The sequence below is a fragment of the Streptomyces sp. UC4497 genome, from assembly GCF_054871485.1.
This window is the reverse complement of sequence record NZ_JBTYHB010000021.1, coordinates 1-19,010: the sequence shown is the minus strand read 5'-3', so window position 1 is coordinate 19,010 and position 19,010 is coordinate 1. Positions and strand designations below refer to the sequence as shown.

At 70.9% G+C, this 19,010-nt stretch carries 17 protein-coding genes; 6 read left to right on the top strand and 11 right to left on the bottom strand.

Annotated elements, in window-relative coordinates; translation table 11 throughout:
- Positions 1-64: 64 nt before the first annotated feature.
- Positions 65-1,861, bottom strand: coding sequence for a coagulation factor 5/8 type domain-containing protein (locus tag ACYSUO_RS26280; protein WP_461778705.1), 1,797 nt, complete (start codon positions 1,859-1,861; stop codon positions 65-67).
- A 337-nt stretch (positions 1,862-2,198) separates the two neighbouring features.
- Here ACYSUO_RS26280 and ACYSUO_RS26275 point away from each other — a divergent pair, with 337 nt between their 5' ends.
- Positions 2,199-3,212: a LamG-like jellyroll fold domain-containing protein gene (locus tag ACYSUO_RS26275; RefSeq protein ID WP_461778704.1), complete on the top strand. Its 1,014-nt coding sequence runs from the start codon at positions 2,199-2,201 to the stop codon at positions 3,210-3,212.
- Positions 3,213-3,271: 59 nt separating this feature from the next.
- Positions 3,272-5,404 (top strand): PQQ-dependent sugar dehydrogenase, encoded by a 2,133-nt coding sequence (locus ACYSUO_RS26270; RefSeq protein ID WP_461778703.1) that lies wholly within the window; start codon positions 3,272-3,274, stop codon positions 5,402-5,404.
- Positions 5,405-5,483: 79 nt separating this feature from the next.
- Here ACYSUO_RS26270 and ACYSUO_RS26265 read toward each other — a convergent pair whose 3' ends face one another.
- Positions 5,484-6,161, bottom strand: a complete 678-nt coding sequence (locus tag ACYSUO_RS26265) for a sigma-70 family RNA polymerase sigma factor (protein WP_461778702.1) — start codon at positions 6,159-6,161, stop codon at positions 5,484-5,486.
- A gap of 145 nt (positions 6,162-6,306) precedes the next feature.
- Positions 6,307-6,534 carry a hypothetical protein gene (locus ACYSUO_RS26260; protein ID WP_461778701.1) on the bottom strand — a complete coding sequence of 76 codons (228 nt, stop codon included), beginning with the start codon at positions 6,532-6,534 and terminating at the stop codon, positions 6,307-6,309.
- A 183-nt stretch (positions 6,535-6,717) separates the two neighbouring features.
- On the opposite strand from ACYSUO_RS26260, the gene ACYSUO_RS26255 reads away from it, so the two are divergent.
- Both ACYSUO_RS26255 and ACYSUO_RS26250 read left to right on the top strand, forming a co-directional pair.
- Positions 6,718-7,710 carry a MerR family transcriptional regulator gene (locus ACYSUO_RS26255; RefSeq protein WP_461778700.1) on the top strand — a complete coding sequence of 331 codons (993 nt, stop codon included), beginning with the start codon at positions 6,718-6,720 and terminating at the stop codon, positions 7,708-7,710.
- A 122-nt stretch (positions 7,711-7,832) separates the two neighbouring features.
- Positions 7,833-9,107 carry an NAD(P)/FAD-dependent oxidoreductase gene (locus ACYSUO_RS26250; protein WP_461778699.1) on the top strand — a complete coding sequence of 425 codons (1,275 nt, stop codon included), beginning with the start codon at positions 7,833-7,835 and terminating at the stop codon, positions 9,105-9,107.
- Positions 9,108-9,159: 52 nt separating this feature from the next.
- Here the strand turns inward: ACYSUO_RS26250 and ACYSUO_RS26245 are convergent, their stop codons facing one another.
- Entirely contained in the window at positions 9,160-10,653 is a 1,494-nt protein-coding gene (locus tag ACYSUO_RS26245) for a cryptochrome/photolyase family protein (protein WP_461778698.1), read from the bottom strand.
- A gap of 219 nt (positions 10,654-10,872) precedes the next feature.
- Here ACYSUO_RS26245 and ACYSUO_RS26240 point away from each other — a divergent pair, with 219 nt between their 5' ends.
- Positions 10,873-11,436 (top strand): DUF4383 domain-containing protein, encoded by a 564-nt coding sequence (locus ACYSUO_RS26240; protein ID WP_461778697.1) that lies wholly within the window; start codon positions 10,873-10,875, stop codon positions 11,434-11,436.
- A 168-nt stretch (positions 11,437-11,604) separates the two neighbouring features.
- Complete coding sequence (locus tag ACYSUO_RS26235) at positions 11,605-11,850, top strand: hypothetical protein (protein ID WP_461778696.1); 246 nt, start codon at positions 11,605-11,607, stop codon at positions 11,848-11,850.
- 30 nt (positions 11,851-11,880) lie between these two features.
- On the opposite strand, the gene ACYSUO_RS26230 is transcribed toward ACYSUO_RS26235, so the two are convergent.
- The 7 genes from ACYSUO_RS26230 to ACYSUO_RS26200 form a co-directional block, all read right to left on the bottom strand.
- On the bottom strand, positions 11,881-13,284 hold the full coding sequence (locus ACYSUO_RS26230) for an MFS transporter (protein ID WP_461778695.1): 1,404 nt from the start codon (positions 13,282-13,284) through the stop codon (positions 11,881-11,883).
- A gap of 7 nt (positions 13,285-13,291) precedes the next feature.
- Entirely contained in the window at positions 13,292-14,443 is a 1,152-nt protein-coding gene (locus tag ACYSUO_RS26225) for an LLM class flavin-dependent oxidoreductase (RefSeq protein WP_461778694.1), read from the bottom strand.
- Positions 14,444-14,801: 358 nt separating this feature from the next.
- The gene (locus ACYSUO_RS26220; RefSeq protein ID WP_461778693.1) at positions 14,802-15,011 is read right to left on the bottom strand and encodes a hypothetical protein; all 210 of its coding nucleotides are present in this window, start codon (positions 15,009-15,011) and stop codon (positions 14,802-14,804) included.
- A 164-nt stretch (positions 15,012-15,175) separates the two neighbouring features.
- Positions 15,176-15,769, bottom strand: coding sequence for a TetR/AcrR family transcriptional regulator (locus tag ACYSUO_RS26215; protein WP_461778692.1), 594 nt, complete (start codon positions 15,767-15,769; stop codon positions 15,176-15,178).
- A gap of 4 nt (positions 15,770-15,773) precedes the next feature.
- Positions 15,774-16,907 (bottom strand): hypothetical protein, encoded by a 1,134-nt coding sequence (locus tag ACYSUO_RS26210; RefSeq protein WP_461778691.1) that lies wholly within the window; start codon positions 16,905-16,907, stop codon positions 15,774-15,776.
- 26 nt (positions 16,908-16,933) lie between these two features.
- Positions 16,934-18,460: an FAD-dependent oxidoreductase gene (locus ACYSUO_RS26205; RefSeq protein ID WP_461778690.1), complete on the bottom strand. Its 1,527-nt coding sequence runs from the start codon at positions 18,458-18,460 to the stop codon at positions 16,934-16,936.
- A 173-nt stretch (positions 18,461-18,633) separates the two neighbouring features.
- Entirely contained in the window at positions 18,634-18,966 is a 333-nt protein-coding gene (locus ACYSUO_RS26200) for a helix-turn-helix transcriptional regulator (RefSeq protein ID WP_461778689.1), read from the bottom strand.
- Positions 18,967-19,010: the final 44 nt, after the last annotated feature.

Genomic DNA, 19,010 nt, shown 5'->3' with positions numbered 1-19,010 from the left:
CCGCTCCTCGATGCATGGAGCGGAGCCCGGTGCAGGGGTGCAACTCGCGGACGTGCGTGCGGGGTTACGGGTAGGAGGTCACCGTCGACGGCACCGTGGTGTCGCCCGAGGTGGCGGCTCCGGTGTCGTTGATGACGTGTTCGTACTGGCCCTTGCCGCCCAGCGACACGACGAGCAGGTCGTGGAACTTCACGCCCGGTGTGTTCGGCGCGGTGAAGCCGCGGTCCTGGCGGATCGTCGGGTCGACGTTGAAGAAGCAGTACGAACCCAGGCCCCAACCCTCGTGATCCGTCACGGAGTTGTCGACCTTGTAGGCGGCGAAGCCCTTCGTTGTGCCGTCCTGGATCGCGGCCTGGTTGGGGGCGTCGTAGGCCTTCTCGTTCTGGAAGAAGATGGTGCGGCCGCGCTGCCCGAACCACTGCACGTCGTACTTGTTGAAGTGCTCCACGAACAGGCCCGTGGCCAGGACGTCGTCGCCGTTGACGACGAGTCCGTAGTCGGCGCGGTTGGTGTCCCAGCCGACCCCGTCGCCGTGGTCGGCGCGCCAGATCCAGGTGTGGTCGACGATGGTGTGCCGGGCGTTGACGACCAGGCTGGTGGTGGCCTTGCCCGCCCCTGCACCACCGATCCGTACGAACACGTCCTGCACGGTGATCGGGTCGCCGGAGTGGTCGGCGGACGCTCCCTTCGGCCCGATCTCCACCAGGGTGGAGGAGTTGACGGTCCCGGCGTCCACCAGGAACCCGGCAAGACGCACCCCGTCGACGTCGGCCACCTTCACGGCCGTCGCCCCGCCGTCGGGGATGAGCGTCGCGTAGCCGAGACCGAGGACGACGGTGCCCGCCCGGTTCACCTGGATCGGGGCGTCCAGGTGGTAAATGCCGGGCGTGAGAAGGAGGTTGAGGCCCTGGTCGAGGGCGGCGTTGAGGGTGCTCGCACTGGCGCCGGGCTGAGCGACGTAGAACTGGCTCAGTGGGAGTGAGGTGCCGCGCGGGGTGCCGTTGCCCCAGGTCGTGCCTCGGGCGTTCGTGCGCTTCTCCGGCAGGAACACCTTGTAGTCCGCGCCGTCCAGGTACAGGAAGGGCTTCTCGCGGGAGACCGGTGTGGTGTCGAGCGTGGTGTACGGCGGGTCGGGGAAGCTCTGCGCGGGCGCGCCCTCGACGCCGGAGAACACCATGTTCCAGACGGCGTTCTGCCATCCGCCGACCGAGGAGTCGCGGGTGTACCACTGCTGCTGCGAGTACGGGCCGACGGTGCCGTCGATGCGGGTGTCGGCTATGTAGCCTCCGCTGGCCCAACCGTAGCCGTCCGGCGAGAGGTTGAGGCCGCCGCGGACGTGCATCCGGCGAAACGGGGCGGCCTGGGCGACCGCCCACCGGTTCGTCCCGTTCACCGGCACGAGCGCCAGGTTCTCGGCGCTGCGCCAGAAGTTCTGCGTGGCGTTTCCGTTGAACCACCCCGCGTCCACCGTGACGTCGCCGTTGATGGTGGTGTCGTCGGGGGAGAGGCCGAGGCCCATGATCGAGGTGTAGAAGCCGAGTTGGGCGTTGAGCCCGTTGTAGGTGCCGGGCTTGAACAGCAGGGCGTAGCGGCCGGTGCCGAACTGGGCGGACTCCTGCTGCTTGAAGATCTCGTCGACCTTGGCCTGGATGCCGGGCGTGGACGGGTCGAACACGATGACGTTCGGCCCGAGGTCACCACCGGCGGCCAGCTTCTTGCCGGGCTTCGCCGGCTTGGCGGACTTCTTCGTGGTGGCGGCGGACGCCGCCGCGCTGCCGAGCGCGGGCAGTGCCGCGGCGGCGACGCCCGCGGCGAGCAGACCACGGCGCGATGGAGACGGAGGACGGGACGGCTGGGTCACAGCGGCTCTCCTGGTTCATGAAATGAACGATGGGGGGTTGTGGGAGCGCTCCCTGAGCGACGCATGCTTCAGGTTGGTGAATGAGGCGTCAAGGGTTGCGGCAGAAGTCCACGGAGAGCGGGGTGCGGTAAGTCCAACTAAGGCCATACAAGGGGTGGTTGAGCCTTCAGGAAGTGACGGAAGGAGGGTGGCCGGGGTGGGCGGTCGGGTAGCCGGCTGGGCTCGCTGGGAGGAATTTCGACATCGTTGTCAGATCTCTTGTCGCCCGCGCCTGATCTTTGTACGTTGCACCAGACATGACAGGAAGCGCTTTCAACGCCTGCCCTCGGGAGGGGACATGACGCCTGGAACCGCAGTGCCGTCACGCCGACGCAGACCTCTGCGGCCGGGGTTGTGGCCCACCGCGATGGCGGCCGGGGCCGCCCTGCTCGCCACCGCGTTCATCACCCCGCCCGGGGCCGCATCCGCGCCGGATGCCCGCCCCGCGGTCACCGGGTCCGGCCTCGGCGGAAGCCTGGTCGCGGGCTACGACTTCGAGCATCCGGACCCCGCGGACGCCGGGCGCGAACGCGACGTGGGGCCGTCCGGCACCACCTTGTCGCTCGTCAACGGCGGTGCGGCGATGCGCGTGCGCGACGACGTCGATCCGCGCCGCGGCCACGTCCTGCAGACCCGGCAGGTGCAGCCGGGCGCGGCCGGCAACGACGACTGGAAGTCCGGCGTGTACGACCCGGACGGCGCTGCCTCGATGCACGCCCTCAACGGGACCCGCCAGGCCACCGTGATGGGCTGGTTCCGCACCACCGGGCAGAATCCGAGCCCCAATTCGGGAACGGCCGACCCCTCCGACCTCTACAACGCCATCGGCCTCGCCGGCGTCCTGACCGGCGACTCCAACGGCCACGACGTCCGCGCCCTCCTTGAACTCATCGACGTCGACGGAGAGTTGCGACTGGTCGCCCTCGGCCGCCGCGTGGACGGTTCCGCGTCCCAGACCTTCGCCGCGGACGGCGACTGGCGGCAGCACCTGCCGGACGGCCAGTGGGTCCACCTGGCCGCGACCTTCGACTTCGACACCGGCGACATGGCGCTGTACCGCAACGGCCGTGCCCTGCCCGGCAGTTACGTACGCGACGACGACCCGTGGGCGCTCGCCGGAGACCCGGAACCCGATCTCGCCTCGCCGACCGATCCGCGCGGCATCAAGATCGGCGGGAGCTTTCCGCAGAACACCCGCGAGGCCAACCCGTGCAACTGCCGCATGGACGACCTGCTGTTCCTGGACCGCGCCGCCACGGCCGGCCAGGTGCGGGCCGAGTACCGCCGCACCGGCGGGCACCCCGGATCCTGAGCGCCCGTCCAGATCTCGTCTCCTGCACACACCGTACGAAGCGTACGAAGGGAGCCCCCTTGTCCCCGTCGGCCCCGCACGTCCGGCCCCGTAAAAGACCCCTCCTGATCCAGATCCTCACCGTCGCCCTGCTCGCCGCGACACTCGCCGTGGCACCGGCGGGCGCGGCCGAACCGACCGCCGACACCGGGGCGAGCGCCATCACGGACCCCATCCCCGGCAAACCCGTCACCTCCGGCCTCGGCCTCGAGGTCGAGGAGTTCGCCCGGCTCCCCAAGTCCGAGCCGCGCCCGGGCCCGGTCGAGGACGACCGTCTCATCCGCTACAACCGGATCAACTACCTGACCCCGTTCCCGGGCGGTTCCGGCCGGCTGGCCGTCGCGGACCAGAACGGCAGCATGTACTCCCTGAACAAGGACGGCTCCGGGCAGCACCTCTACCTGGACCTGTACAAGGAGTTCTCGTCCGCCTTCTACGCCAGCCGGGGCCTGGGCACCGGATTCGGCTACGTCACCTTCGACCCGGACTTCCGGCACAACGGCCGCTTCTACACGGTCCACACCGAGAAGCCCGAACTGACCGACGCCAAGCCGGACTTCAACCAGCCCAGCGGGAACGGGTTCCACGGCATCGTCACTGAGTGGACCGCCGACGACCCGAGCGCCCCCACGTTCTCCGGTACCCACCGCGAACTGCTCCGCATCGGCTTCAACGGCCAGGTCCACGGCGTCCAGCAGATCGACTTCAACCCGACCGCGAAGCCCGGCGACGCGGACTACGGGCTGCTCTACATCGCGGTCGGCGACGGCGGAAAGGGCAACAGCACCGGCGACCCGCAAAACCGCGCCCTCCCGCACGGCAAGCTCCTGCGCATCGACCCGCGCGGCCACGACAGCGCGAACGGCCAGTACGGCATCCCCTCCGCCAACCCGTTCGTGAACCAATCGGGCACCCTCGGCGAGATCTACGCGATCGGCATGCGCGACCCGCACCGCTTCAGCTGGGACACGCGCGGCAGCCACCGCATGTTCCTGTCCCACGTCGGCGAGCACGCCATCGAGTCCGTCTACGAGGTCAGGTCCGGCGACAACTACGGCTGGAGCGAACGCGAGGGCGCCTTCGTCTTCGACAAGAAGGCCACCGACCCCTGCGCCAAGATCCTCCCGCTCCCCGCCGACGACGCCAAGTACGGCTACACCTATCCGGTCGCCGCCTACGACCACGACCCGCCGGCCGACTGGGACTGCAAGTCCGACGTGGGCCGCGGCATCTCGGGCGGCTACGTCTACCGCGGCCACGATCTGCACGGCCTCCAGGGCACGTACATCTTCGGTGACATCGTCGACGGCCGTCTGCTCTACACGGACGAGAGCGACATGCGGCGCGCGAAGCCGGGCACCGAACAGCGGCTGGCACAGCTGCACAGCCTGATGGTCTACGACGCGAAGTCCGGCAAGCGCGTCTCCATGCAGGAGCTGACCGGAGACAAGCGCGTCGACCTGCGCTTCGGACAGGACGCCGACGGCGAGCTGTACATCCTCTCCAAGGCCAACGGCAAGATCTGGAAGGTGACGGGAACCCGCAGGTTCGCGAGCTGCGACACCGACGGGACCACCCTCACCGATGTGATGGGCGCGGAGAACTGGAAGCCCGTCACCCCGTCCAAGTGGCAGTTCAAGGACGGCGAGGCAGTGATGACCGAGCAGGGCGCCGAACGGCCCGGACCGCGCCGCCCCTACGAGTACGCGGTGCTGACCGCAGGCCCCACGTACCGCAATGTGCGGATCGACGCCCAGGTCCGCATCGATACGCCGACCGACATCGACAACCGGGACGTGGTCGTCGTCTTCGGACACGAGTCGGACACCCGGTTCGGCTACGCGCATCTGTCCCAGGACAACTCCATCTACCCGCACAACGGCGTCTTCACGGTGGACGACGCCGACCGCCTCCGGGTGGAGGACCAGTGGGACGGCACCACCGGCGCTCCTCCCGCGATCAGCGACGCGGCCTGGCACCAGGTCCGGGTGGTGCGATGCGGCGACACGGGGGAGACGGCCGTCTACATGGACGGTTCGCACTACCCCTTGATGACGGCCGTGAGCACGCGACCCGGTGACGGGCGCGTGGGCTTCGGTTCGTTCGACAACGCCGGTCGGATACGCGGTCTGAAGGTGTCCGGCACGTCGTAGCGACCATGTGTGGTGGCGGTCCGCGGCCGGTCGTGATTCCGGCCGCGGCACCGTCTTGCCGTGATCGTCTCGGAGGGGCTCACGCGCCCGTCGTCGCCATGAGCTGGTCCCGCATGCGGAGCATCCCCCGGCGGGCGTGGCTCTTGACGGTGCCCAGCGGCCATCCCGTGAGTTCGGCGATCTGAGTCTGCGTCAGGTCGTCGTAGAAGGTGAGCTCCAGGACGCGGCGCTGCGGCGCGGGCAGCTGAGCCAGTGCGTGGGTGACGACGACCTGGTCGAGTACGCGCTGGACGTCGCGCTCCTGCACCGGGTGGTGGACCGCGAGCAACTTCCCGGCGGCGTCGATCAGTTCGGTGCGCCGGGTGCGCGCGCTGAGCGCGTCGGCCACCTTGCGGCGGGTGATGCCGACGAGCCAGCCGGCGAGCTGACCGCGCCGGGGATCGAAGTTCCGTCGGCCGCGCCAGGCCGCGAGGAAGACCTGCTGGGTCACGTCCTCGGCCTCGCGGGCGTCACCGAGCGAGCGGTAGGCGAGGGTGTGCACCAGCGTCGCCCAGCGGCGGTAGGCGGCTTCGAGGCCTGCCTCGTTCCCGCGCAGCAGTTCGGCGGCGATCTCCTCGTCGGGCTGCTCGTCGTCGACCGGTGTCTCGTCGTCGACCGGTGTCTCGCCGTCCGGCTCCTCGTCCGAAGGGCCGCCCCGTGCCGACAGGATCCCCGCCCCCGGTGCTTCCGCCTTCGTCATGGTCAGTAGGACAGACATGGCCCGGTCCTTTCGCCGTCGGCTGCCGGCCCTCACTGTTCCGACGAAAGAGGGCGGGTTCGACTTGCAGCGAAGTTGCATCGATATGTGGGTCGGTCGCTGCTCGGTCCGCCGCTGGGCCGCTGGTCAGGCCGTCGGCCGGGCCTCACAACCTGCGACGGATCTCCTGCCACGTCGACGTCGGCGGCGCGGCGGGCCGGGCGGGCCCCGACCGGGCGGCCCGCGCCACCCGCACCATGAGGCCGAGGGTCAGGAGACAGGCGGGGCAGCCGAGGACGTGGTCCGTGTCCAAGGTGTCCAGGACCTGTTCGTCCAGCGCCACGAGGGCGAGGTCCTCGGTCGGTGGGTGCCGGTCCCCGGGTGGCGTGGACATGGCGTACCTCGCGCTTTCGTCGGGCGTGGGGGCGGGAGAGGGTGGGACGGGGCGCGGTACGGTCCGGCGGCTTGCAACTCTTCTTCCGCGCCGGTGGGCCGGTTGGATGCGCGCGTGCGCGGGCAAAACGACAACCCCAGGCGGTGCGGTGGTGCACTGCTCTTGCATCGATATGGTGCGTACATGGATCAGCAGGCGTACGACGAGTTGGCGGGTGCCCCGGACGGCGCGGCCGACGGCGCCGGTCTCACGTCCGGAACCGTGGCCCGGCGCCTCGGTGTGTCACCCACCACCCTGCGTTCCTGGGACCGGCGCTACGGACTGGGACCGGCCCGCAGGAGCGAGGGCCGCCACCGGCGGTGGTCCCCGGACGACGTCGCGATGCTGGAGGACATGTGCCGGCTGACCGCGCAGGGTGTGCCGCCCGGCGAGGCCGCGCGGCTCGTCAAGAGCGGCGCGGGCCCAGTGCAGTCACCCCCGCTCGACGGCGACGGCGATGTCACCGATCCGGCTGCCGCTGAGCACGCGGGCCTCGCCCTCGGTGTGGCGCGCCCCGAGTGCCGCGGACTCGCCCGCGCGGCCGCGCGCCTCGACGCCGACACCGTCGAGGACCGCCTCCACGGCTTCCTGCGCGACCACGGTGTCGTCGCCACCTGGGAAGAGCTCATGATGCCGACGCTGAACGCGGTCGGCCGCAAGTGGGAGTCCGGGGGTGACCGTTACGTCGAGGTCGAGCACTTCCTGTCCTGGCATGTGTCCACGGCGCTGCGCTGTGTCCCCTTCCTTGACCGTCGACCGATCCGCCGTACAGGCGCTCCCGTCCTGCTGGCCTGCACTCCCGGCGAACAGCACACGCTGCCCCTTGAGGCGATGCACGCCGCTCTCACCGTCGAGGGGCGCCCGGTACGGATGCTCGGAGCGGCCGTCCCCGCCGACGCTCTGGCCGAAGCGGTGCACCGAACCGGTCCCGCGGCGGTGATGCTCTGGTCCCAGACACGCTCCACGGCCGGCGCCTCGCTCGCCGAGCACCTCCTGCGCGTCAGCTGGGGCCTCAAGGGCGCGCGCCAGAAACCGTTGGTCCAGCTCGGCGGCCCCGGCTGGCGGGGCGCGGCGGTCACGGGCGCCGCGTACCCGCACAGCCTCAGCGACGCGGTGACCGCGCTGCGCGCACGCTGACGCGAGGGCCTGTCTTCAAACTCCCAGCCCCTCCCGGATGACACCGCATCCGTCGGCCCACCTTCCGCCGAACACAGGGAACAGGCCGACCGGCCACGCCGACGGACGGAAGAGGTGATCGCATGTCCGCCACTGGCAAGCCCCTGGGACCTCGCACGTCCGCGGCCAGGGACGGCGCCGAGGTGCTCGTGGTCGGGGCCGGCGTCGCCGGGCTCGCCTGCGCCCGGGACCTGCTGTCGGCCGGCGTCGACGCCCAGGTCCTGGAGGCCGCGGACGAGGTGGGCGGCCGGATGCGCGCGGACCGGGTCGACGGCTTCGTCGTGGACCGCGGCTTCCAGGTCTGCAACACCTCCTACCCGCAGGTCCGGCGCAGAGTGTCGCTGCGGGGCCTGCGCCTGCGGCCCTTCACCCCCGGTGTCCTGATCCACGCCCCCGGCGGCCGGCTCCGCTTCAGCGACCCCACCCGCCGCCCGCGTACGGTGCCCGACCTGCTGCCGGGCCGCCTCGCCGGCCCCCGCGACCTCGCCGCGCTCGGCGCGCTGTCCGCCCGCGACATGCTGGCGCCCGCCCGGCTGCTCAAGCGGTCCGCCGACACCACCACACGTACCGCGCTCGCGGCCGCCGGGATCTCGGAGGACCTCGTGGAGCGGTTCTTCCGCCCGTTCCTGTCGGGGGTGTTCCTGGAGGACGAGCTCGAGACATCCGCCCGGGTGTTCCACCTGGTGTGGCGGAGCATGCTGCGCGGCACACTGTGCCTGCCGGCCACGGGGGTCGGCGCGCTGCCGCGGGCCCTCGCGGGGGCCCTGCCGCCGTACGCCGTACGGCTGGAGACCCCCGTCGCCGAACTCACCGACGCAGGCGTGCTCACCACCGGTGGCGAGGAGATCCGCGCGCGGGCGATCGTGGTCGCCACCGGCCCGGGCGCAGTCCCGGGGCTGCTGCCGCAGGTCACCACGCCCGGCTCCCGCGTGGTGACGACGTACTACCACGTCGCCCCGCGCTCCCCGCTCGGCGAACCGACCCTGCTCGTCGACACCGAACGCCGCTTCCTCAACACGTGTGTGCTCAGCGACGTCGTGCCCGAGTACGCGCCGCCCGGCCACACGCTCGTCGCCACCTCGGTGCTCGGCCGGGACACGCAGGGCCGTGAACGGGCGGTGCGGGAGGCCGCCGGAGAGGCGTACGGCACCGGCTGTGACGGCTGGGACCTGCTGACCCACCGCACCGTGGAGGACGCGCTGCCCGCCATGACACCGCCGCAGCCGCTGACCCGGACCACGCGCGTGACGCCGGGCCGCTACGTGTGCGGCGACCACCGGGCCACCGGCTCGGTCCAGGGCGCGCTGGCCTCCGGCGCCCGGGCCGCCCGCGAGGTGCTGCAGGACCTGCGGCGCTGACCCGGCCGCGCCGCCGGGGCCCGCGTGACGTCCGGGCTCGGAGGGGGCGCGATCACGGAGGACCGTCGCCGCGCTCCCGTTCGCCGCGCAGCAGCTCCTCCAGGTCCGCCAGCCGGTCCAGGCCGCGAACGGGCTGTGCCATGCGCGGATTGTGTTCGAGCCGCGCCCGGTGGCGGTGCAGGAACGCCCAGTACCCGGCGGTGAACGGGCAGGCCCGCTCGCCCGTGCGCTCCCCGGGCCGGTAGGCGCACCCCGTGCACAGGTCGCTCATCCGGTGCACGTAGGCACCTCCGGACGTGTACGGCTTGGTCGTCATGCGGCCGCCGTCGGCGTACTGGGACATGCCGACGACATTGGGCACCATCACCCAGTCGTAGCCGTCCACGAAGCAGCGGTGGAACCAGTCCGTCACCGCCTCCGGGTCCCAGCCCCGCTGGAGCGCGTGACTGCCCAGCAGCATCAGCCGCGGGATGTGGTGGGTCCAGCCGGTGTCCCGTACCTGCGCGAGCGCCGTGGCCAGACAGCGTGCCCGTACGGCGTCGGCGTCCAGCTCCAGGAACCACTCGGGCAGCGGCTCGTGGTGGCGCAGCGCGTTGCGGTGGCGGTAGTCCTCGCCGAAGTACCAGTACAGCTGCCACACGTACTCGCGCCATCCGGCGACCTGCCGGACGAAGCCCTCCACGCTGTTGACGGGGGCGTCTCCCGCCCGCCAGGCGTCCTCGGCGCGCTCCACGCACTCCGCCGGGTCCAGCAGGCCGAGGTTGAGCGAGGACGACAGCAGGCTGTGGCTCATCACCGGGTCCCGGGCCAGCATCGCGTCCTCGTGCGGTCCGAACCCGGCCAGCCGGAACTCGACGAACCGGCGCAGCGCGGCCAGCGCCTCCCGCCGCGAGGCCGGGAAGCGGCGCGGCCCGTCCCTGCCCACGAACCGGACCGCGCCCTCGCGCTCCCAGCGGTCCAGGTCGCGGCGCACCTCCTCGTCGATCTCGTCCTCGCGCGGCTGGTAGGGCGCCGGGGCACCCAGCGTGCGCGCTCCCTTCGGCGGGGCCTCGCGGTTGTCGTGGTCGTGGTTCCAGCGTCCGCCGGCCGGCCGGTCGCCGTCCATCAGCAGTTCGTGCGAGCGTCGCACCCACCGGTAGAAGTCCTCCTGCCGCAGCTGGTGTCCGCCCAGCCCGTCCGCCCAGGCCCGGAAGTCCGCGTGCGGCACGAGGAAGCCGCGCGCGGGCAGCACCCGCACCGTGTCCAGCGACTTCACAAGGCGCAGCGCCGCGTACGAGGTCGGGTGACTCACCGTCACCTCGGCGCCGTCCGGCACCGCCTCGCGCAGCCCCTCCCGGTACGTCTCGGCCCGCACGTACCGCACCCGGTCGCCGAGCTCCGCGGCGCGGTGCCGCATCGCGGACAGCACCAGGTGCGCCTTGGCCCGGTGGAAACGGCGGCGCCGGAACACCGAACGGGACTCGATCATCACCACGGGCACATCGCCGAGACCGCTGAGGTGGTGCGGACCGAGCTGGTCACCGAAGAGCCAGTGGGGGACTGTCATGGCCGTGCCTCTCGTCGCTCGCGCTCCCGGACGGCTCGTGCCGGGATGCCACAGATGCTTCGCGTGACGGTGGCGAGCCGGATGCCCCAACGCGTCGAATGTCCCCTTTTGGGGCTCACTGCAACCGTTCGGCCTCCCCCCGGTGAAGTAGGGGCACCAGCGGACGGAGTATCGGCTTCGTCGTGGGAGGGGCGCGTTCGACACAGGAGAGGACACGTCATGAGGCTCAGTGAGGAACTCCCCGTCGACCACCGGCTGGCCCGGGTCTACCGCTACGGCGCCGGGCTGTGCGGGGTCATCCTGCTGGTCTTCGGCTGCCTCGGCTTCGCCGACCAGCTCAGCCCTTTCGACACAGACGGCACGCAGATCGCCGGCATGTCCACCAACGGCGTGCTCAGCCTGATCTCGGTCGTCGTGGGCCTCGTGCTCATCGGCGGCGCGGTGATCGGCGGCAACGTCGCGTCCACCCTCAACATGACGGTCGGCGCCCTGTTCGTCCTGAGCGGCTTTTTCCACCTCTTCGTCCTGGACCGCCCCGCCAACGTCCTGGACTTCGGCATGACGAACGTCGTCTTCAGCTTCGTGATGGGTCTGCTCGTGGCCTCCTTCGGGATGTACGGCCGGGTGTCGGCCAAGCTGCCGCACGACAACCCGTACTGGCGCCGCCGCCACCCCCGCGAGGCCGCCCGCGAGTCCCTGGCCCGCCGCAACGGCCCGCACCCCGCGGCCCTCACCCGGACCACGGCGCTGCCCCCGGCGTCAGCGGCGTCCGAGCAGCGCTGACGCACGGGTGAAACGCCTCATTGGCAGGCGCGCGGATGTATGCGGCCAAAACCGTCCCGCTGTGCCTGATCGTCGCCGTCGTTCAGTTTCTCGCCGCGCGGTCCGCCCGGGCAGGTGATACCTCACGCCGCCCCGCACCCATCCGCCACGCCGCGTCGTTTGCCCGGCATGAAGAAGATCATCAGCGTCGCCGGTCTCGCCCTCGCCATGACCGGACTCGCCGCACCTGCCCACGCCGTGAACGGCAGCAACCTCGGCTCCGGAGTCGGTGTCTCGGACGACTGGAACGCCGGCTCCGCAGCCGCCTGCCTCCAGGAAGTCGCCGTCGCCCCCGTGCTCGGCGACTCCGTGGGCGACCACTCGGGCCACTTCGAACACTGCACCGATGGCAGCCTGATCACCCACGGCAACTGAGCTGCCGCCCTCTTCCTTGCCAAGCCATGTTCACGCAGGCACAGGCTCCCCGGACCGCGCGTCCGACTCACCGTCGGGCGCCCGGCCGGTCCGTACGAACAGGTCCTTCTCGCGCAGCCGGGACGTCGCCCAGACGCTGCCCGCCGCCGACAGGACGAGGTAGCCGCAGGCCAGCCACGGGGTGCCGGATCCGAGTGCGAGGAACGCGGTGACCAGGAGCGGTGTGATGCCGGACGCGAAGATGCCCGACACCTGGTAGACCGCCGACATGCCCGTGTAGCGCACGTGCACCGGGAACAGCGCGGCGAACAGCGTGCCCTGCGCCCCGTAGAAGCAGGCGTGCACGATGCCCAGGGCGAGCACGAGCGCCACGGCGAAGCCCAGCACGCCGCCCGTCTGGAACAACAGGAAGGCGGGGAAGACCGACACCCCGAACGCGGCCATGCCCGTCATGTAGGTGCGCCGTGCGCCGAACCGGTCCACCAGCCGCCCCGACACCGGGACCAGTACCGCCATCACCAGCGACGCACCGGTCACCGTCAACAGCACTGAGGTGCGCGGCAGTTGCAGCGTCCCGGTCGCATACGTCAGCGCGAAGACGCCCCAGGTGTTGAAGGCCACGCCCTCGCCCCAGCGGGCCACCATGCCGAGGAGCAGGTGACGGCGCGTCAGTGGCTCGCGCACCACCTCCACCAGGGGGACGGCCCGGGGGCCCGTCGTCCGGCCGAGCACGGCGCGGAAGGCGGGCGTCTCGTCGATCTTCAGACGTACGGTCAGCCCGACCGCCACCAGGACGAGGCTGGCCAGGAACGCGACCCGCCACCCGTAGCCGAGGAACGCGTCGTCGCTCAGTACGTTGCTCAGGAGCGCGAACACCCCCGTGCCGAGGGCGAGTCCGAGCGCCAGACCGATCTGCGGGTAGCTGCCGAACCGGCCCTTGCGGCCCTCCGGCCCGTGCTCCACCGCCAGCAGCACGGCTCCGGCCCACTCGCCGCCGAGCGCCACACCTTGCGCGACACGCAGGACCAGCAGCAGTACGGGGGCGAGCGCGCCCACCTGTTCGTACGTGGGCAGGAGGCCGATCAGCGCGGTCGAGACACCCATCAGGCCCATGGTGAAGGCGAGAGTGCGCTTGCGGCCCACGCGGTCGCCGATGTGTCCGAAGAGCAGGCCGCCGAGCGGACGGGCGACGAAACCCACCGCGAACGTGGCGAAGGCGAGCATGGTGCCGACGGTGCCGTTCGTCTCCGGGAAGAACAGCTTCCCGAAGACGAGGCTCGCGGCCGTGCTGTAGAGGAAGAAGTCGTACCACTCGACGGTGGTGCCCAGCAGGCTGGACAGGACGACGGTGCGCAGCTTGCGTCCCGACGTGGTGCTGCTCTCCGTGCCCGTGTCCTGGGCGTGCGTCAGTGGTGTGTCCGTGTCCGTGTTCATGCCGCGCTCACACGCCCGCGAACGCCACGGTGCCGGGCTCTACGGGGGCCGGTGCGGCCGGGTGGTGCCACACACCGCGGCGCTCCAGCAGCGGCAGGACGCCCTCGCCGAACCAGTACGCCTCCTCCAGGTGCGGCACGCCCGAGAGCACGAACTCGTCGATCCCCAGCCGGTGGTACTCCTCGATACGGTCGGCGACCTCCGTGTGACTGCCGACCAGGGCGGTGCCGGCGCCGCCGCGCACCAGGCCGACGCCGGCCCACAGGTTGGGGTAGATCTCCAGGTCGGAACTGGTGCCGCTGCCGTGCAGCGCGCGCATCCGCTTCTGGCCCTCGGACTCGGAGGTCGCGAGGCCGCGCTGGACGGCGGCGATGCGTTCCGGGTCCATGCCCTGGAGTAGCCGCTCGGCCTCCGCCCAGGCCTGCGCGGAGGTGTCGCGGGCGATGACGTGCAGCCGGATGCCGAACCGGACCGTACGGCCCAGGAGTTCGGCCCGCCTGCGGACCTCGGCGATCTTCTCGGCGACGGCCGCCGGCGGCTCGCCCCAGGTCAGGTACGTGTCCGTGTGCGCGGCGGCGACGTCCAGGGCCGCGGGGGAGGACCCGCCGAAGTAGACGCTGGGCACCGGGTCCGGCAGCCGGTTCAGGCGGGCGCCCTCCACGCGGAGGTGCTCGCCGTGGTGGTCGACCGTCTGCCCGTCCCACAGGCGGCGCACGATGTCGAGGAACTCGCCGGTCCGTGCGTACCGCTGGTCCTTGTCGAGGAAGTCCCCGTAGGCGCGCTGCTCGGCGCTCTCGCCGCCGGTCACCACGTTCAGCAACAGGCGTCCGTGGGACTGCCGTTGATAGGTGGCGGCCATCTGGGCGGAGAGCGTGGGGGAGATCTGGCCGGGCCGGAAGGCGACGAGGAACTTCAGCCGCTCGGTGACCTGCGTCAGCATCGCCGTGGTCAGCCACGCGTCCTCGCACCACGCGCCGGTGGGCGTCAACGCCCCCTCGAAGCCGAGCTGTTCGGCGGTACGGGCGATCTGGCCCAGGTACTCCACGGACGCCGGACGGTCGCCCCCCGCGGTGCCGGGGGTCGAGCCGTGACCGCCTCCGACGACGTGGCGGCTGTCTCCGGTGGTGGGCAGGAACCAGTGGAAGGTGAGTGTGGACATGGCGGGGTGAGGACCTCACAGAACGTGGAGCAGGGGGCAAGTAGCAAAGGGGCGGCGTCAGTGCCGACAGCAGGCGCTGGCGCAGTGGCAGAGGTCGATGTGCCGACGGGCGACGAGTAGCGCGCCTGTGCTGAATGTGCCGGATGTGCAGGAAGGGGAGGGGCTCGCCGGGCGCGGGTACTCCGAGGCGGATCCCGTCGCCGGAGCGGAGCATGGCAGGTCGAGCGGATGCACGGGCCCCTCCCTCCTTGCCTGCAATTCCTACTGGATTACTAGGGAAATGTTCCGCATCGGTGTCCGCGGGTCAAGTTCCGTCTCAGTGGGCGGACGTGGAGGGGGTGTCGAGGGCCGGGCCGACTCACTGGTCCATGACATCGCACACGCCTGCCAGGCTTCCGTCGCTCACCACCGACGGCAGGGCGGCGGCGGACTCGGCGCAGGTGCTTGTGTCGTTCCCGGTGAGGGGCGAGGCGCTGTCGGCGGCCGAAGAGGGGGTCGCGAGGGACACCAGGGCGCCTGCGGCGAGAGCGGCGGCACCGACCGCAGACCGAAGCGAGGATCCACGCATTGAGAGCTCCAACAGTTCGAAGAGGGCGCTGGGCACGCCAGGGCGCACCACGACGGCGCACCCTGCCCGGGTAACGGCCGCCCCGTTTCGCCGGACACGGGCGATCGCTCAAGCCGGTGAGCGGGGCGGCGGGCCGGCCGCGAACACGTCCCTGAACACTTCCGTCAGGACAGCGCCGGTGCCAGCCAGCGGTTGAGGAGGGCGCGGAGCCGGGGCTCGTCCTGTGGCGACTCGCCGGGGTGCTGGAGCAGCGACGTCAGAAGGCGCATGATCATCTCGGCGAGGCCGTCGAGGTCCTCCTCGGCGATGCCCGCGGCGGACCAGTCGACGGGGAAGCGCTGCAGCATCTTGGCGCCGTAGACGATGGTGTCACTGGTGGTGGCGCCGCGGCCGAAGGCGGTGGTGTCGCCGAGTTGCAGCAGGAGGCTCAGGCGCGGCTCGGTGGGGATGGTCCGTACGCAGAAGATCATGCCCTCGACCACGGCTTCGGCCGGGTCGGTGATGCCTTGCAGGTGCGTGATCATCAGGTCGACGAACGACTCGGCGCCCTGGGCCGCGACCTCGGCGATGATGTCGCTGAGGCGGCCGAAGTGGCGGTACACGGTCTGGCGGGTGACGCCGAGTTCGCCGGCGACGTCGGACAGGGTCGTCTTCGTGACGCCGTGCCGGTCGACGCAGCGGGCCGTCGCGTCGATGATCCGCTGCCGTGCCTCCGCGTCCGATGCGGGAGGTCGGCCTCCCCAGCCGTGGTGCCCCATGGCCTCAGGATCGCACAGGCTCCAGGGTCCGTTGGGGCCTGGTCGCGCGGAGTGCGGCCACGACCAGGCCGGTCGCGGCGAGGACGCACAGGACGGCGTACCAGAGGCTGCCGACCGGGGTGCCCTGCTCGGTGACGCCGCCGGACGCATCGAGGTAGGCGGGCAACGCGACCAGCCAGAGCACGACATGGACGGCGAGGTACAGGGCCGGATAGACGCGGGCGAACAGTGGGGACTCGACCGGGACCGGCATCGGCTGCGAACGGCGCGCACGCCACACGTCCGCGAGCAGGTAGAGGCCCACGATCCAGACCAGGGCGATCTCGACGCCGAGAACGGCTCGCTGGATGCCGAGTTGGTCCCCGCCCCGGAAGAGGTTACTGGGGATGCCGGCGATGCCCATCGCCAGTGGTGTCAGCACACCGGCGGCGACGGTGCGCAGAGCTGTTTGGCGGCCGGTGGGTGTGGGTCGTCCGTCCCGTGCGCCGACCATCCGTACGACGAGGTAGGTCATCGCGCCGAAGGACACCGAGGCGAACAGGAACATGCTGTTCATCGGGACGGATGCGAGCGCCGGCTCGTTGATCATCTTGTTGCCGGGGTTCCAGGCCCACCACTTCAGCTGCGGTCCGAGCTGATCGAAGATCTCGTAGAACACCTGGCAGACGAACGCGACGGCCAGCGAACCGGCCAGCGGGCCGCGCCGGGCGAACACGCCGAGGACGCGGACCAGTTCGTAGGCGAGCTGCGACAGCGCCGGATAGAACGCCACGATGTACAGCGGCAGTCGGTCGTACATGAACTGCACGGTGAACACGTTGTGGGAGAAGATGAAGCCGACGTGCTCCTGGAGCCCGAACCAGCTCGGGAAGTAGAGCGGTGGCTCGATCACCGCCAGGTAGACGACCGAGGCGAACCACAGCGAGATGTTGACCGGGTCGCCGTCGCGGCGCCACCGCCGCCACGCGTGGACGAAGGCGAACACCGCCCCGCCGACGACGAGCAGTTCCAGGAACGGCATGGTGCCGCTCTCCAGGCCGAACGGGTTGCGGAAGTCCACGACCGGAGCCGCGTCATGGCAGGAGAAGCCGAGCCCTTCCGCGAGGCGCTCGGCCGCGGAGTCGCATGAGTAGCCCATTCGTCACTCCTCCAGGCGGTGCTGTCTCAGTCGTTGACGAGGTCGGATTCGGTGGCGGGCGAGCGGTTCTCGTAGGTCCGGGCGTTGGCCTTGGTGATGCCGGTGAAGTCGGTGCCGGGCGGGTCCTGTTGGTCGTCGAAACCGTGCGGCACGACCGTGCGCCCGAACAGCTCGCGCACTTTGTGGCGCGCGATACGGAGCCAGAACCGTGGGTCGGTGGCCATCTCCCGCAGCGACTTGTCGAGGTTGAAGACGGCGGTGAACGTTCGCTCCACGTAGTCGTCCTCGCGGCTCGTGGCGGTGATCGCGTTGAAGACCGGCCAGCTCATGCGGGCGGCGATCCTGCGGCGCCAGGCGGGGACGACTTCGGTGCCGGTCGCGAAGTCGTAGGCCTGGTCGCGGGCCATCGCGAGCATCCAGGGCACGTCGAGCGACTTCTTCTGCCGCGCGAGGAACTCGCGGAAGAAGGCGGCGTCGAGGGTGTCGCGGGCGCGCAGCAGCTCGGCCAGGATGAGCGCGGAGCGGGCCGCCGAGCTCATACCCTGGGCGTAGAACGGATTGAACGCGCAGATCGAGTCACCGACACTCACCAGGCCGAGGGGCGGCCGGTCCAGCAGATCGAAGCGGCGCCACTTGTTGCCGGTCGAGCGGGTCAGGTGCACCTCGGAGGTGGGTGTGCAGCCGTGCATCGCCCGCCCGAAGGACGCCGCCCGCACACGGTCCGCCGCGGCCTCGAACGCGTCGACCTCGCGCGGCATCCGCAGGCCCCACGCACCCATGCACACGATGGCCCGATCGCCCTCGATCGGGAAGAAGTTGCTGAGGAACTCGTGCTCCTCGGGGTGGTCGCCGGTGTCCTGGGTCGGGGTGACGACCAGGTGCTTCCACCACCACGACGCGGGACGCTGGCCGGCGGGCGGCAGGTCGTACCACCGGGAGGTGTAGGTGACCTTGGCGTCGAGGGTCTTCTCCTCGGCCGCCGGCCACCCCGCCCCGCTCAGCCAGTCCGCGACGGAGGAGCCACGCCCCAGCGCGTCGACGACGAGGTCGGCGGACAGCGAGCCCGGGCCCTCGTCCGTGCGGAGGTCAACTCCCTCCACGCGTCCGGACGTTGTGCCGCCGTCGCTGGTACGCAGTCCGGTGACGGTCACGCCCTCGCGGATCTCGATGGCCGGGAGTTCGCGGGCCTTGTCGCGCAGGACCCGCTCGATGAGCACGCGGGAGCTGTAGACCATCGTCATCGAACTGGACTTGCGCGCTGCATAGCCGTCGTTCTCGCAGTACGCCGCGTCCAGCGACGGCATCAGGAGCATCCCGCCCGCGGCGATCAGCGCGTCCTCGAAGCCGGGGAAGATCTCACCGATCGCGCGGCGCCCGGAGTTGAGCAGGAAGTGCGGGTGCTTGCTCTGCGGTACGCCGCGTCGGTGCTCGGCGTCCGGCGGGAGTTGGTCCCGCTCCAGGACGATCACCTTGTCGAAATGGTTCGCGAGCACTCCCGCGGCACAAAGCCCCGCGATGCTGCCGCCGAGCACCACGGCCGTCGTTCCCCGCATGATCCCTCCATTCATACACGTCGTGACTGAATGTATGATCGATGGGAGGGGAAGCTAACAGGTGCGCCTTGAAGGCGCCAGGCTTTGCGCAGGGGTCGCCGGGCTTTGTGCAGGGGGCATTGCCCGACCAACTCGAGCCGGTTGAAGCCCGCGAGGCGCGGCGGGAGCGCGGTTCAGGACAGGCGCAGCGCGGGGTTGGTGCGATCGGCTTCGTCGCGCGCGAGCAGTGCCAGCAAGGAGGCGACGCTCACGTCCGCCTCGGCCGGGTGCCGCAGGATCTTCGCAGGGTCGATCTCGTAGACGTTGCTGCGGCCCTCGCGCACATGCGAGAGGTACCCGGCCTCTTCGAGATCCGTGATGATCCGCTGCACCGCGCGCTCGGTCAGGCGGCAGTGCGCGGCCAGGTCGCGGATGCGGACCTGGCGGTTGTCGGCGATGGCTGCCAGTACCCGGGCGTGGTTGGTCAAGAACGTCCACCCGGTGTGCGACGTCGTCTGCTCCTCCATGCGACCACTATAGGTCCTTCCCGCCAACCGAATCACGAATTACT